At 50.7% G+C, this 13760-nt stretch carries 13 protein-coding genes and 1 pseudogene; 5 read left to right on the top strand and 9 right to left on the bottom strand.

Annotated features, from left to right (window positions below):
- Positions 1 to 123: 123 nt before the first annotated feature.
- Positions 124 to 711 carry a TetR/AcrR family transcriptional regulator gene (locus tag OEL83_04255; GenBank protein ID MDK9706243.1) on the bottom strand — a complete coding sequence of 196 codons (588 nt, stop codon included), beginning with the start codon at positions 709 to 711 and terminating at the stop codon, positions 124 to 126.
- A gap of 820 nt (positions 712 to 1531) precedes the next feature.
- On the opposite strand from OEL83_04255, the gene OEL83_04250 reads away from it, so the two are divergent.
- Positions 1532 to 1975 carry a cyclophilin-like fold protein gene (locus tag OEL83_04250; GenBank protein MDK9706242.1) on the top strand — a complete coding sequence of 148 codons (444 nt, stop codon included), beginning with the start codon at positions 1532 to 1534 and terminating at the stop codon, positions 1973 to 1975.
- 24 nt (positions 1976 to 1999) lie between these two features.
- Positions 2000 to 3055, top strand: a complete 1056-nt coding sequence (locus OEL83_04245; GenBank protein ID MDK9706241.1) for an alpha/beta hydrolase — start codon at positions 2000 to 2002, stop codon at positions 3053 to 3055.
- 77 nt (positions 3056 to 3132) lie between these two features.
- On the opposite strand, the gene OEL83_04240 is transcribed toward OEL83_04245, so the two are convergent.
- Positions 3133 to 4071, bottom strand: coding sequence for an AraC family transcriptional regulator (locus OEL83_04240; protein MDK9706240.1), 939 nt, complete (start codon positions 4069 to 4071; stop codon positions 3133 to 3135).
- A 183-nt stretch (positions 4072 to 4254) separates the two neighbouring features.
- Between OEL83_04240 and OEL83_04235 the strand changes: the two are divergent.
- Positions 4255 to 5253 (top strand): annotated as a pseudogene (locus OEL83_04235) (IS3 family transposase).
- Positions 5254 to 5676: 423 nt separating this feature from the next.
- Here OEL83_04235 and OEL83_04230 read toward each other — a convergent pair.
- From OEL83_04230 to OEL83_04205, 6 genes are all read right to left on the bottom strand, one after another.
- Positions 5677 to 5925 (bottom strand): hypothetical protein, encoded by a 249-nt coding sequence (locus OEL83_04230; GenBank protein MDK9706239.1) that lies wholly within the window; start codon positions 5923 to 5925, stop codon positions 5677 to 5679.
- Positions 5926 to 6070: 145 nt separating this feature from the next.
- Complete coding sequence (locus OEL83_04225; GenBank protein ID MDK9706238.1) at positions 6071 to 7426, bottom strand: thioredoxin family protein; 1356 nt, start codon at positions 7424 to 7426, stop codon at positions 6071 to 6073.
- A 39-nt stretch (positions 7427 to 7465) separates the two neighbouring features.
- Positions 7466 to 7825 (bottom strand): rhodanese-like domain-containing protein, encoded by a 360-nt coding sequence (locus OEL83_04220; GenBank protein MDK9706237.1) that lies wholly within the window; start codon positions 7823 to 7825, stop codon positions 7466 to 7468.
- A gap of 31 nt (positions 7826 to 7856) precedes the next feature.
- Positions 7857 to 8123 (bottom strand): hypothetical protein, encoded by a 267-nt coding sequence (locus OEL83_04215; protein MDK9706236.1) that lies wholly within the window; start codon positions 8121 to 8123, stop codon positions 7857 to 7859.
- Between the two features lie 12 nt (positions 8124 to 8135).
- Positions 8136 to 8312, bottom strand: coding sequence for a hypothetical protein (locus OEL83_04210; protein ID MDK9706235.1), 177 nt, complete (start codon positions 8310 to 8312; stop codon positions 8136 to 8138).
- Positions 8313 to 8341: 29 nt separating this feature from the next.
- Complete coding sequence (locus tag OEL83_04205) at positions 8342 to 8716, bottom strand: metalloregulator ArsR/SmtB family transcription factor (protein MDK9706234.1); 375 nt, start codon at positions 8714 to 8716, stop codon at positions 8342 to 8344.
- 692 nt (positions 8717 to 9408) lie between these two features.
- Here OEL83_04205 and OEL83_04200 point away from each other — a divergent pair.
- Positions 9409 to 11013, top strand: a complete 1605-nt coding sequence (locus OEL83_04200) for a metallophosphoesterase (GenBank protein ID MDK9706233.1) — start codon at positions 9409 to 9411, stop codon at positions 11011 to 11013.
- Positions 11014 to 11050: 37 nt separating this feature from the next.
- Positions 11051 to 12514 carry a hypothetical protein gene (locus OEL83_04195; protein MDK9706232.1) on the top strand — a complete coding sequence of 488 codons (1464 nt, stop codon included), beginning with the start codon at positions 11051 to 11053 and terminating at the stop codon, positions 12512 to 12514.
- Here the strand turns inward: OEL83_04195 and OEL83_04190 are convergent.
- The gene (locus tag OEL83_04190) at positions 12468 to 13436 is read right to left on the bottom strand and encodes a glycosyltransferase family 2 protein (GenBank protein MDK9706231.1); all 969 of its coding nucleotides are present in this window, start codon (positions 13434 to 13436) and stop codon (positions 12468 to 12470) included. The genes OEL83_04195 and OEL83_04190 overlap by 47 nt on opposite strands.
- Between the last annotated feature and the right edge of the window lie 324 nt (positions 13437 to 13760).

Here is a 13760-nt window from a genome sequence, read left to right as displayed (position 1 = left end):
TGGTTATCGAGCCGCTCATCCGTTCATAATGCGAGAGAAAATGGCCTGGTGCAGACGGCAATGCGCCTAGACTGGTCTACGTAATAATTATCACAAAAAAACATCATCAGTGATTGAGTTTTCTTACCTCTGCGCAAGGAATATATCGAAATACAAGTGAATAAAATTTCTCAATGGTTCAAGAGACTTTTTGACCTTGGCGCAAAGCAGCGCTCCCTGGAACGATGCGATCAGGTTTTCCGCCAGCATGTCCACGTTCATGTCTGCAGGGATGGCTTTTTCCTTTTGTGCCTGAAGAAGCAAACCGGATAAATTCTTTGTCCAAAGTTGCAGTCCTTGCACAAGACGTTCCCGGACACTCTCGTATCGGTCGGACATTTCCAGGCTCAGGTTGCCGAGCAGACACCCTTTGGTGCAGTCATTGCTTTCAAAATTCGCAATTCTTGCCTCAAAGCTTTTTTTAATGCGCTCCAGTGGTGGTAGAGACTCATCCGTGAAAATGGTCTGGAAAAGTTCACCAACTTCTGCAACATATGTGTCGATTATTTCCAGCCCAAATTCTTCTTTGCTGGAAAAGAAGTTGTAAAATGAACCCTTTGGGATGTTTGCCTGCTTCAAGATCGCCTCTACACCGGTAGCATTGAAACCTCTGCTTAATACGATGTCGAGCCCAATCTGGATGATGTCTTCTTTATTGTGAATGCGTTTCATGAGTCATACATTAGACCAATCGGTCTAATATGTCAATGTCCTTTTATGCTCTACTGTCCCTGTGGATAGGAACCACCTAGACATCAGCAACAATACCGTGCTGACTGTAAAAGTTGATTCTACTCTTCCAACCGCCACCCATATTACTCAACACACCTTTTCATATCAGACATTGAAGTTGGAAGGGAACACCTTAAAAATATTCTGTTTTTCCTCAGAATACGGTTGCCGGCACAAATCTTGTCATCAGAACTACGTTTTCTTTTTCGAGGCTGGAACCTTTCTGCTATCTGTACGCACACCTGACCTTCCGGGCTATCTCGCATCCTGTCGGCGTTCGTCGGCCTCAACCACCCCTTCAAGTGGCTGACCGATGATATGTGGATTGCGCCCGCATCAGGGCTCATCTCGATTGCCGTGATGTGCCTCACCAAATACGGCTCTTCCTAGTGAAGCCACTCTAGTGACACCCCTAGTTATCTAACCTCATTCCCGGTTCCCATGGTGTTGGCTGAAGCTGCTTGGTTGCCTTTACCGTCAACAACCTTAGAAAACTATCCTTATACTTCATGGTTTTGGAGAATCAGGCAATAACTCTGTAGGATCGATCTAACGGTTACCTCCATGCAGGCTCTATAGTGGAACCATCCATCAAGGATATCCACCATTCAGCTCACATGAGGGAACTGTCATGAATGTATCATCGGAATATCATATATATGCCTGCGGTAAAATATTCTTCCGAGCCATGATCTTGAAGGAAATTTCTCACTTTTCAAGCTTCCCAACAGATTTTGGTTGGTCAGAAGAGAAGTAAGCCATGCGCCAACTTAAAAAGGCCGTATTTCCGATAGTAGCCCTGATAGCTTTATTATTAAGCGGGCAGGTCCACGCTCAGGAGAGCAATCTAAAAATGGAACTCAGAATTACGATTAATGAAAACAAAGTTGTCATGGCCAGGTTGGAAGACAATGCAACGGTAGCCGCATTCAAAGAAATGTTGCCGCTAACCCTGGATATGAGTGATCTTCATGCCAACGAAAAGAAATTTGATCTTCCCAAAAGACTGCCTACGAAAGATTCGAATCCGAAAATGATTCAGGCGGGCGATCTAATGATCTGGAGTTCCCGCACCCTGGTACTCTTCTACAAGAGCTTCCCGACACCCTACAGCTACACAAAAATTGGCCGCATCAATGATGCTTCCGGGCTTGCCGATGCCGTTGGCTCTGAAGATGTACAAATCAGTTTTGAACTGGAATGAATTACAAACAAAGGAGATACAACTATGAATACGTGGAAAACCATTGGCTTGATAGCCGCAATGATTGGAGCATTGACCATGACCAACTCCCCTGTGTCAGCAAAAGACCTTTCGCTTGAAAGCAAATGGGATAAAACCTTCCCAAAGAGCGAGAAGGTTGATCACCAGAAAGTTACTTTCAAGAACCGTTACGGCATCACATTGGCCGCCGACTTGTATCTGCCGAAGAACCGCGATGGCCAACGGCTGGCGGCAATCGCCGTCGGCGGCCCGTTTGGTGCAGTCAAGGAACAATCGTCGGGTCTCTATGCGCAAACGATGGCGGTGCGCGGATTCGTCGCGCTGGCGTTTGATCCATCCTATACCGGTGAAAGTGGCGGCGAACCCCGCAACGTCGCCTCGCCGGACATCAATACCGAAGATTTTAGCGCAGCGATAGATTTCCTTGGCACGCAGTCTTTCGTTGACCGTGAACGAATCGGCATCATCGGTGTTTGCGGCTGGGGTGGCATGGCATTGAACGCCGCCGCCGTTGATAAGCGCATCAAAGCCGTAGTCGCCAGCACCATGTACGATATGACGCGCGTCATGTCCAAAGGCTACAACGACAGTGTGACCCTTGAACAACGTACAAAAACGCTGGAACAACTGGCTGAGCAACGCTGGAAGGATGCGGCAAATGGAACGCCAGCGTATCAATCTCCTTACAACGAGCTGAAAGGCGGCGAAGCGCAATTCCTCGTGGAATATCACGGCTATTACATGACGCCACGCGGGTATCATAAACGTTCAGTTAACTCTGGTAACGCGTGGACACAGACCACCCCACTCTCCTTTATGAACATGCCGATCCTCACCTATATCAAGGAAATATCACCGCGACCGCTCCTGCTGATCCACGGTGAAAAAGCCCACTCGCGTTATTTCAGCGAAACAGCCTATGCAGCGGCGGCAGAGCCGAAGGAACTTCTGATTGTCCCTGGTGCTAACCACGTCGATCTGTATGACCGGATGGATAAGATTCCTTTTGATAAGTTCCAATCCTTCTTTGAAGAAAACCTCAAGGCAACTCAGAAATAAGGAAACCAGCATAACGCCTGCGCGGAATAACGCAGGCGTTATGTTTTGCCATAAGAAAAAGAAGTAAGAGTTAGTACCTAATTGCTCGTAATCTCAAGGAGTCGTTTGATATCACGAGACGGCGGAGCACCGAAAAGCCGGCTATACTCACGGCTGAACTGGGAAGGGCTTTCGTAGCCAACTGCGAACGCAGCTGTCGTCGCATCCTTCTGTTCCATGAGCATGAGTTGCCTGGCCTCGTTCAGCCGCAGCCGTTTCTGAAACTGCAGCGGACTCATAGCTGTAATGGCGCGGAAATGATAATGGAGGCTTGAGGTGCTCATTCCCGTGTGCGATGCCAGGTCATCGACCTTGAATGTTTTATCGTAATTCTCCTTCAACCAGTCGATGGCCCGGGCAATCTGGTGGCTATGGCTGTCAACCATTGAGATTTGCCGCAAACGCTGCCCTTGTTCTCCCGTGAGGAGGCGATACAGTATTTCTTTTTGCATAAGAGGGGCAAGGGCTGGGATGTCGTCCGGATGATCAAGCAGATCAATTAGGCGCAGAAAGGCCTGCACCATTGGCAGTGTTATCCTGCTGACAGCAAGGCCTCTGCTTTCATTTTTGCTCCGGGAAATCGAGAGCTCATTGTCAACCATCATCTGGGCGATATGCTTCTTTTCCAATTTCAGGGTAAGACCCAGGTAGGGCTTTTCTCTGCTTGCTTCAAGAATCTGCGCGACCAGCGGCAGATCAATGGATGTTATCAGATAATGGTCCTGGTCATAAAAATACTCATCTTCGCCGAGCAATACGCGTTTGTGGCCCTGGGCGATCAGGCAAATGCTCGGTTCCTGCAGGTAGCTCGTCAGCTCGGTGGGAGCCTGGTACCGATAGATTGACAAAGCAGGGTAAACGGTGACCGGTTCATTTCCTTTCGCAGACGTCCAGCGGTCCATTTTTTCTACTAAAGATCCCATTGCTTCAGCAAGAGCTTCGTCATCCTGCCTGTGAAGACTATTGTCAGGGCTCATGCGTCCTCCAATTAAGAGTTTAGCATATTCTAACCATAGGCTGACCTCGAACAAAGGAATTTATTAACTCCTGGAGAATCAGGCAAGGATTGTGGAGAATCATTCTATTGAAAAATTGAGGTAGGTTGAAAAAAGTGGACACCAAAACACTGATGATTCGTAAACAGTAGAGGAGGTGTCGACATGGAAAAGATTCCGCAAGGGAGATATACGAAAGAGTTTCGCGAAGAGACTGCGCGTTTGGTGATCGAAGATGGACTTTCATCTGGAGAAGCCGCCAAACGACTTTCTTTGCCGAAAAGCACTCTCGAAAATTGGGTGAGGGCCGCACGGGCGGGCAACCTTGGCAACGTTGGCAAAAACCGACGCCCTCTCACAGAGGTGGAACTTGAACCGGCGAGGGTCAAGAAGGAGTTGGCTACAGTGCGGATGGAGCGAGACATCCTAAAAAAAGCTGCTGCGTATTTTGCCAAGGAATCGCTGCCCGGTACGCGATAATGGAAGATATGCGACCCACCTACCCACTACCAATGCTTTGTGAGGTATTCTCAGTCTCAGTGAGCGGTTATTTTGCTTGGCGGTCCCGGCCTCCATCGGCGCGAAGAAAGGAGGATGCTCAATTAGCGATAGAAATCAAGGCCGCCCACCGACGAACCGGTGAGAGCTATGGCCCCGAGCGACTTCAGAACGATTTAGCCGATCACGGTGTTTCTGTAGGTGTTTGGCGCCTCAAACGTTTACGTCGTGAATATGGAATCCGCTGCAAACAAAAGAAAAAATACAGAGCAACGACGGACTCCGATCATACCGAACCAGTAGCACCCAACCAACTTGCTGGGTCAAGCTTTTACCTCAGATGCTCCGAATCAAGTCTGGCTGATCGATATTACGTCTATCCCCACAGATGAGGGCTGGTTGTATCTAGCCGGACACAAGGATTTGTACACCGGCGCAATTGCCGGCTACGCCATGAGCCGCAAGGGGAACTGTTATGATAACGCTCCCATGGAAAGCTTTTGGGGTATACTGAAAACCGAACTCACTTTCCATCGGCGTTGTACTAGTCGTGAGGAAGCGATGCGTGAGATTCGAACATACATAGAGCTGTTTTATAACCGCCAAAGAAAGCAAAAGAGACTTGGTTACCTTTCTCCGGCAGCCTACGAGCAAGAGTATTATTAAGACGGTTACTGATTGCCGTACATAAGTGGTCCGGTGCCGAGCAATCATGTCGCTGAGATTGCACAACATATTTTTTCACCAATGTCCGGCATTCGGCGTACGGATTAATAGTAGAGACCTTTAAGGCTGTCCCGGCGTTACTTGTTTGCCAAATGACGACAAATTGCCGATTCAAGTTCTTCCTCACTTATCGGTGCTCCCTGAACAAGAAGTTCATCGTTCAACAGCACCGCTGGAGCGACTGGCAATCCGGTTGCCTGGTACTCAGCTGTCCGGTATGCATCTCGTGGTTTTGAGACAGTTTCGATTTTTAAAGTATATTTCTCTTCCATCCTAGGAAGCATAGTGGTGAAAGTCTCTCACGTCTTGCCTTGCGGTTCGTTGAGGAAAATGCGAAGTCTTAACATGGTATCTCAAGTAATTTTATGATTTGTTGAAGAGCCGGTCCATCAGCCCTTTTTTCTGTGGCTCCGGCAGTCCAAGCTTTCGACAGATGCACACTTCCAAATCGTGATCGGATATATCGGAACCTTCCACGGCGATATCATCACCGACCATAACCGCTGGAGCTACTGGCAGATCTAGAGCAAAGTACTCATCGGTCTCGTATTCAGACTTAGGTTTTGAGGTGACATCGAATTCAACCGGATATTTTTCGCCCAACCTGGGCATAATCTGTTTGAAGTGTTTTCACGGTTTGCCGTTTGGTTCGTTAAGAAAAAAGCGGACTTTGAGCATGATCTTCTCCTTTTCTGATTTTTAAGCCATCAACAGGCCATCTCCACTTGCCGCCAATAATTTGTGTTTGGCGTCTTCGTTATTTCTTCGGAGTATCGATAATATCTCGCATATGAATAAGAAACTTGTCTGGTGGCAGATAATCCACGAGACGAAGATCAGAGCGCTCCTTACCGTAGGCATCGAGAAAGACAACGGTCGGCACTCCTTTCACGTTGTATTTTTTCAACAGTTCCTCGTGAAACGCATTACCGCCTTTGGTCACATCTACTTTGACCAAGGTAAAATTCTTTTCTGCCATTTGGACCACGTCGGGTTGATGGAAAGTAACCTCTTCGAGTTCCCGGCATGGCGTACACCATGTAGCATAGAAATCAATGATCACCGGCTTTTTGAGGTTTTGCGCTTCCTTGAGAGTTTCCTCAGTATACGGTTTCCAGGTAACGCCAGGACCTACCATTGCCATGCTGGCAATGAGAAAAGTAGCTATCACCAATCCGGCAATACCCGCGCCACCCTTAAGCACCGGAAACGCTCGGAAGTTGGCCTGACTCTTGTCAAACCAGCCGAGGTGCAGGCCGGCAGCCAAGGCGACGACGGCAATGAGAATGGTCCCCCCGTGTCCCGGCAGAATTGGCCGGATAAAATGAGCGGCCATGCCGATCAGCACCCATCCCATCAGCTTTCTTACCCAGATCATCCAGCCGCCTGAGCGGGGGAGCTTCTCCAATTGCCCGGAAAACATCGCAAGGAAAAAGAGCGGCAGACCGAGGCCCAGACTCAGGGTGAAAAAGACCACGAAACCAATCCATGGGCTCCCCATGCTTGCCACCCAGGTGAGTAAACCGAGGACAAACGGACCGATGCAGGGGGCGGCAACCACACCAAGGGTTATCCCCATAAAAAGGCTGCCGAAATAACCGGTATACGATTTCGCCGCAGCTTGGGTGAGACCGCTTGGCAGGCGCATCTCCCACAACCCCAAAAGGCTCGTTGCGAAAAAGACCAGAACACCGGCAACGACAATAAGGACAACCGGATTTTGCAGCATCGCGCCCATGAGACCGCCGGTCAGGGATGCGACCACCCCGAGTAAGGAGTTGGTAAGGGCCAGTCCCAGCAAGTAGCACAGACCATGCACAAAAAGCCTGCCACGGCCCTCGCCACCTTTGGTAGCTTGACCGCCAAAATACGATACGGTGATGGGAATCATCGGATACACACAGGGGGTGAGATTGAGGGCCATGCCACCTGCAAAAATACCCAGCAACGTCCAGATCATTGCCCAGCCGGAGAGAGGACCAGGTGTCTTAGTCTCTTCCGCAGTCGACGCAAGTCCGGCAGGAGCGCTGACAACCGGCAAACCTTTTCCTTGCCATTCAGGATAACCGTATGGATCGCGATAAACGTTTTTGTAACCGAGTTGTACGGCCACCCGGGCCGCCGAGTCACTGCGGACTCAGGTGAGTCCCGCTCAGTAGAAGACAAGGGTTCGATTCTTATCCGGCCCAAGAAATTTCTCAAGATCCGATGCCTTTTGCCATCTTGCCCAGGCGGTCGGTTCCATCGGGAAATTTACCGCACCCTTGAGATGGCCTGTCCTGTACTCCCATTCCTGACGGGTATCCACCAACAAAAGACTGCCCGCATCCTTGTGGTAAAGACTGGCAAGATCTTCAGTTTTAATGATCTGGTAGTTACCGTTTTTTCCCTCAACAAGCACATCGTCCCAGGTAGCTTGTTTGGGCGTAACCGCGCGATTGGTGAACCAAAGGGATCCGATTGTAAGGAGTACCGCCATAAAGGCAATGAATGTTGTTTTTTTATTTTGCATAACTGGACCTTATTGATAGGGGGAGTGTCCCTCAACCTTGCAGCTTTTTCTGACGATTCAGCTTTGACAGGAGAAAAGTTGCGCCTCTGAGAGAGAGTCCAATTCTTTTTGCGAGATCCTCCGAACTGAGAGGACCAAATTTACCGTTCAATGAGATAATCTCATCTTCCAGTTCCTCAAACCAATCTTCAAACAACAACAGAAGATCGGGATCAGTTATGGCCATGAGTTGTTTGGATTGAGCAACCTTGTCCACGAGAGTCTGGCACATCTGCGTTGGGTCGACACCTTCGCCCATACATTCAGCCAGTCAGAGATGAACCATGCTGGAGATTTTGTCTTGCCCGGTCTCACCAAGAAGATTCATGATAAATCGGTTCCTGCCTTCCTCTCCGAGTAAGGGTAAAAGCTGTTTTAGGGCGGTAGCAGTCTGATCTGCCGCATCTTCCGGATCCAAGTTGCTGAATATTTTTTCTATTTCGTTCATGAGAAGCCAATCACCTCCTGCAGGATCTGTTAAAAAGTCGTTCGAGTCGCCAATAGATTTTTTGCTACCGTATTGAGATCCCTTATTGCCCCAAGAATGGCAGGGTCTGACAGCTCGTAATATATGAAAGGACCACTGCGCTCGATTTTTACCAACAGTGACCTTTTAAGCTCTTTGAGATGATGCGATACAAGAGGTTGAGAAAGACCAAGTTCTTCGACAATACTTCCCACTGCCTTCTTTCCTTGTCTGATACAGAGGAGGATACGAAGTCTGTTTTCGTCAGAGAGACTTTTTGCCAAAAATGCAACTGATTGAAATTCTCCGTCAAATAGCTCGCACTTTGTATTGGCAAGATTTGAAACTGGACTTTGACCATCGTGCATTGCATCTTCTCCTGCCATTGTTATCCTTCATCAGGCCAAACGAGAGTTAAAAATAAACATATCAATTATTGTTTATATGCAAATATATTTCCACGCCTTTTATCTGTCAAGCAGAATGTCAACGAAAATTGATCGGAAGGGTCGAAGCGTCGTCGTATTGCGTGGTCGTTCGGGCGAATGAAAAATTGCACGAACGGTCAAAGGTGTAAAATTGCCAGCGCCAACATCAAGGTTTCAGATTTAACCCCCAAAAGGGAGCTACTGTTCACCCAAACCTGATCCAAGGCAGATTTCAGGCTCAGGTTGCCCCTGCCGTAATAGTCACAATATCGTCAGGCAGGACATTTGATCCCGAAACATCGACATTCCGGACACCATTCTTAATTTCGAGTATCTGCAAGACATACTCAAAACCCGTCAGTAAAAACCGACAGGTCTGATCTCGATGTTCTCCCCACAAGCCATCTCCAACCGGCCACTTCCCACCATTCTCCCCTGCAGTTCTACAACTTGGCATCGGCCATCCCCTCCATAATCACAGGTTCTAACAGAACTTTTAACAATCACTGACAGCAATCAAATATTCGTAGACCATGATGTAGCCACAATCGCGTGCGGATGGAGAAATTCAATGGGGCTCTCTCCTATTTGCCGTGTGCCGTTACCCCGATTATCCAGCCGACGAGGTCAACTCTTTGCGGAGGCCCATCATGGACTTTCTCGTGTCAATTCTTGCAGCACTGCGTTCCCCTTGCTATTGCCGTGTCCTCATCTTTCTGACAGGACTCGTGGCGGTGGCCATCCTGCATCTCCCTGTGGCACGAGCGGAACCGTCACCGCCAGGGCAGGATAGATGGCCGACCTGTGACCGCCGGTCGGCCATGCAGAAGATTTCCTTTGTCCATATCTCCGACATGCACGCCAACTACAATCCGGAGGCAGACGGTTCCAGCCCAATAAGCCGGGTTCGCGGCTATTACGAAGCGGTCAAGAAGGAAAACCCCTTCACCGTCTTTTCCAACAGCGGTGACGATTATGAGAAAGGGTCGATCGCCGAAGAGCTGTCCCACGGCCGTTCGACAAGAGAAGTCGTCCAGGCCTTGGGCTATGACGTCCGCACCCTCGGCAACCACGATTTTGCCTGGGGCATCAAGGAGTTGCTGCTGTTCAGCAATGACCCCAAGGCGGTAGTGCTGTCAACCAATACCCGAATCAATCGAGGGATCGACAGCCCTTTACGCGATATCCCCGCCGGTTTCAGCGATTTCACCGTCATGACGGTCGGTTGCGTTAAAATCGGCTTTTTCGGTCTCACCGCCCGGCCCTACGCCATCGACGGCGGGCAACACAATGGCCCGGTGTATCCCGATCTGCCGGCGCTGGAAATGGATTTTGACTTCGTCGGGATATCCAAGGAGATTATTGCCAAATACCGGCAGGAAGTCGATATCTTGGTACTGGTCAGCCATATGGGACTAACCGATGATATCGCCGTTGCCGAGCAGACCAACGGCATCGACCTGATTCTCGGCGGCCACAGCCATACCACCCTGGAAAAATCCCTGCGGGTCAAAGACACCGCCATCGTCCATGTCGGTGCCCAGGCCGAACACATCGGCAGGTACGATCTACTTTATGACCTGGAACACAAGGTTATCGCCGACAGTCAGTTTCAACTCGTTGCCAACACCCCGGAAACAATCCAAGCCGATCCGGGCATAAACAAGGCAGTGGCAAAAATCCTTCACCACTATCGGCAAGAGATCAGCGAGACGGTAGCGGAGGTAAAAACTGATCAGTCGCCTCGCGCCATTGCCGGTATAGCGGCCCGAGCAGCCGTGCAAAGATTGCAGATTGATGCGGCCTTTGTCGGCTTCGGGTCGGTTTGGCAGGAATGGCAAGCGGGCCGGCTCACCCGGCAGGATATCCTCGATGCCTTTCGAGTCGAACGGGAACCGGTCGGGACACCTGGAACCAGCAGCCTGTACCTGATGGAAGTCACCGGAGCCGATCTGCTCCGGGCCAGGACGATTTTAAAGGATGCCGCATACTGGGGCCCCACCGCCATCAATCCCCTGACCTTCTATACAGTGGCCATGCAGAAAACGCTGGCCCTCAATCAACAACAGATCTTCTCCAGACCCATTGCCATTGCCCCACCGCGACCGGTGGCCGAACTCTGGGAGGTGGTCGCCACCTTCGCAGGCGACCTCACCAACCACAATCTCGCCTTAGATGATGGGTCAGACAACCGGTGGAGCACCGATCTTGTTGCTCTCTTAACAGGACAAAGGCCGGAGCATCCCGCTCTGTAGGATGCTCTACAACATTATATTCGTTAAAGGAATACCCATGATCCACGTGACCCTCCCCATAGCAAATCCCTCTCTCATGATGGGGAATCTTGTCCTCAAAAGCCTGGCCTGGTGTCTTTGCCTGGCGGCTAGCCTTACGGTGTTTCTCGCCCCTGCTCTCTGGAATGGTTTTGCCATCGTATTTTTCGACAGCGGCGGCTACGTCGGGCGGGTGCTGGAGATGACCCTCGGCTTTGGCCGGTCCTTCTTTTATGGCGCCTTTCTCTTTATGACCTCCCTTGGCTGGTGGTCGTTTTTCGGGCCGGTGGCGGTGCAGTCGCTGCTCACCCTGTGGATCATCAATCTCATGCTCCGCTGCCATGGTTTACCAGCCGGGCCCTTGGCAACCACTCTGGTCTGCCTCGGTTTGGGGTTTTTCACCAGCATCTCCTGGTACACCAGCCAGCTGATGCCTGATCTGCTGTTACCTCTGACGGTCCTTGGCTTATGGCTTTATGGCTTTTGCTGGCAAAGGCTCGGGTTCTATGAACGCATTGGCTTGGGCATTGTCATCCTTTTAGGTTTGCTGTCGCATATGTCGAGTATGGCCCTGGCCGTCGGTCTCGTCGGAATCCTCCTTGCTGCCTGGTTCTGCAAAATAATATGGATCTGGCGGCTGCCCCTGACCATTGTGCCTCCGGCGGCGATCGTTATGGCCAGCCTGATCCTCATGCCGCTTGTTCACTTTATTCTCTTTAACAAGGCGGGATATACCCCGGGCGGCCCGGCCTTTATCTTTGGCCGGCTGGTACAGGATAACATCGCCCAGCGCTGGCTTGCCGAACATTGTCCGGCTCAGGGCATTAAACTGTGCGACCTGCAGGAGCGCTTGCCGAATACCGGCGATGATTTTCTCTGGAACGGTTCGTCACCGTTTATGGATATCGGTGGCTGGAGCGGCGAGGCCGACGCCGAGCTGAGTTTTTTAGTGAAAGAAAGTATTAAAAGCTATCCTGGTGCGACACTCTGGACGGCCCTGGTTGCCACTGCCGAGCAGATGACTATGGTCGCAACCGGCGACGGCTTGGACCAATACCACGGTGCGGCGCGGGGAACTTTTAGTAACGACCTCTCCCCGGAAGTCTCACTGGCCTTCAACGCCGCTCGTCAACAGCAAGAGCTGCTGACAAGGCCGCTCTTTGATGCCATGAACGGCCTGCATATTCCCATCGCTCTCCTTTCAACCTTCGGGCTGGTGGTTTGTATATGCTGGGGGTTGTATGCCAGACGTCCGGAATTCACGCTGCTGGCGGTCTTTATCCTCTTTGCCCTTATCGGTAATGCCTTTATCTGTGGGGCGCTGTCCGGACCCCACGATCGCTATCAAAGCCGGATTGTCTGGCTGGCTCCGCTGATTATGGTCATGGCGGCCATCGAATGGTGGCGTATCTGGGATCAATCCTGGGATTCCGGGATTATTCCCAGAATGCATACTGGTAGTGGCCTTGGGAGTGTCCGTTAAGGGTTGCCGGTGTACTCAGATAGCGCATTCTTTTCATTTCGCTGCGGCCGCGGGAAACCGTATCGAGGATCAGGCCGCAGGCAAAACCGAGAAAGGCGATAATCATCATACTCATCGACAGAACCGCGGTGGGCAGACGGGGCACAAGCCCCGTCTCGATGAATTCCACCATGATCGGGATCATCAGGGCAACTGAGGAAAGGCAGAAGAAAAAGGCAATCGACGAGAAGAAGGCCATGGGCTTTTCTTCTTTGATAAAGACCAGGATCTTCCAGAGAATGCGAAAGCCGTCACGAAAGGTGCTGAGCTTGCTGAGAGAACCGGCGGGACGATCCTTGTAGGTTGTTTCGACTTCGGCAATGGGCATGCGCAGATGCAGGGCATGGACCGTCAGTTCCGTTTCAATTTCAAAGCCGACGGCAAGAGAGGGAAAACTCTTCACATAGCGACGGGAGAACACCCGGTAGCCTGACAGCATATCCTTTAAGCGATTGCCAAAGGTCAGAGCGACGAGGGAGGTCAGCAGCCGGTTGCCGAAGCGATGCCCAAGGCGGTAGGCCTCCTTGATGTCGGTGACCCGGGCGCCATTGACCATATCCAGCTGATTATCGGCGAGAAGTTTAATCATCCCCGGAGCGGCGGCAGCGTCGTAGGTTGCATCGCCGTCGACGAGAACATACACCTCCGCCTCGATATCGGCAAACATCCGCCGCACCACATTGCCCTTGCCTTGCAGCGGTTCGGTCCGCACCACGGCTCCGGCATTTTTCGCAACCTCGACGGTCCGGTCGGTTGAATTGTTGTCGTAAACAAAGATCTTGGCCTCGGGAAGGCTCCGGCGGAAATCCTTAACCACTTGGCCAACAGTGGCTTCCTCGTTAAAGCAGGGAATCAGAACTGCGGTCTTCGGAGTTGTATTCATAGGATCCTTGCAAAGAAATTGGTTGATGAAAGGCCATAGAGTTACAGCCGTCCCGCCTGGCGATGCCGGTACGGCATTGATACCTGTGCTTCCTGCAAGGTAGTTGTGTGATATTTAGAAAATATTAAAAATGTATTTTGAAATGATGGAGTTAGCTGACGCTTTCGTTCTGAAGATTCCTCTCACCCAAACATTATGGAATTCGAACAGATTCCTAATCCGCCCTTTGTAAAAACACAGTCATCAACATACTCGGCATCAGCCAACTGATCACGAGTCCGCCGGCAAATCCAGCTGAGCATTCTGCAGGGGTAGCGGTGGAGG

Origin of the sequence: Desulforhopalus sp., assembly GCA_030247675.1 — a bacterium.
Lineage (GTDB): Bacteria > Desulfobacterota > Desulfobulbia > Desulfobulbales > Desulfocapsaceae > Desulforhopalus_A.
The sequence above is the reverse complement of the archived record's forward strand: the minus strand, read 5'-3'. Positions and strand labels throughout refer to the sequence as shown.

Coding starts and splice junctions, on each gene's coding strand:
- OEL83_04245 (MDK9706241.1), top strand. CDS start 2,000: ATGAATACGTGGAAAACCATTGGCTTGATAGCCGCAATGATTGGAGCA.
- OEL83_04240 (MDK9706240.1), bottom strand. CDS start 4,071: ATGAGCCCTGACAATAGTCTTCACAGGCAGGATGACGAAGCTCTTGCT.
- OEL83_04230 (MDK9706239.1), bottom strand. CDS start 5,925: ATGCCCAGGTTGGGCGAAAAATATCCGGTTGAATTCGATGTCACCTCA.
- OEL83_04205 (MDK9706234.1), bottom strand. CDS start 8,716: ATGGCAGGAGAAGATGCAATGCACGATGGTCAAAGTCCAGTTTCAAAT.
- OEL83_04200 (MDK9706233.1), top strand. CDS start 9,409: ATGGACTTTCTCGTGTCAATTCTTGCAGCACTGCGTTCCCCTTGCTAT.
- OEL83_04210 (MDK9706235.1), bottom strand. CDS start 8,312: ATGAACGAAATAGAAAAAATATTCAGCAACTTGGATCCGGAAGATGCG.
- OEL83_04195 (MDK9706232.1), top strand. CDS start 11,051: ATGATCCACGTGACCCTCCCCATAGCAAATCCCTCTCTCATGATGGGG.
- OEL83_04190 (MDK9706231.1), bottom strand. CDS start 13,436: ATGAATACAACTCCGAAGACCGCAGTTCTGATTCCCTGCTTTAACGAG.
- OEL83_04220 (MDK9706237.1), bottom strand. CDS start 7,825: ATGCAAAATAAAAAAACAACATTCATTGCCTTTATGGCGGTACTCCTT.
- OEL83_04250 (MDK9706242.1), top strand. CDS start 1,532: ATGCGCCAACTTAAAAAGGCCGTATTTCCGATAGTAGCCCTGATAGCT.
- OEL83_04215 (MDK9706236.1), bottom strand. CDS start 8,123: ATGGGCGAAGGTGTCGACCCAACGCAGATGTGCCAGACTCTCGTGGAC.
- OEL83_04255 (MDK9706243.1), bottom strand. CDS start 711: ATGAAACGCATTCACAATAAAGAAGACATCATCCAGATTGGGCTCGAC.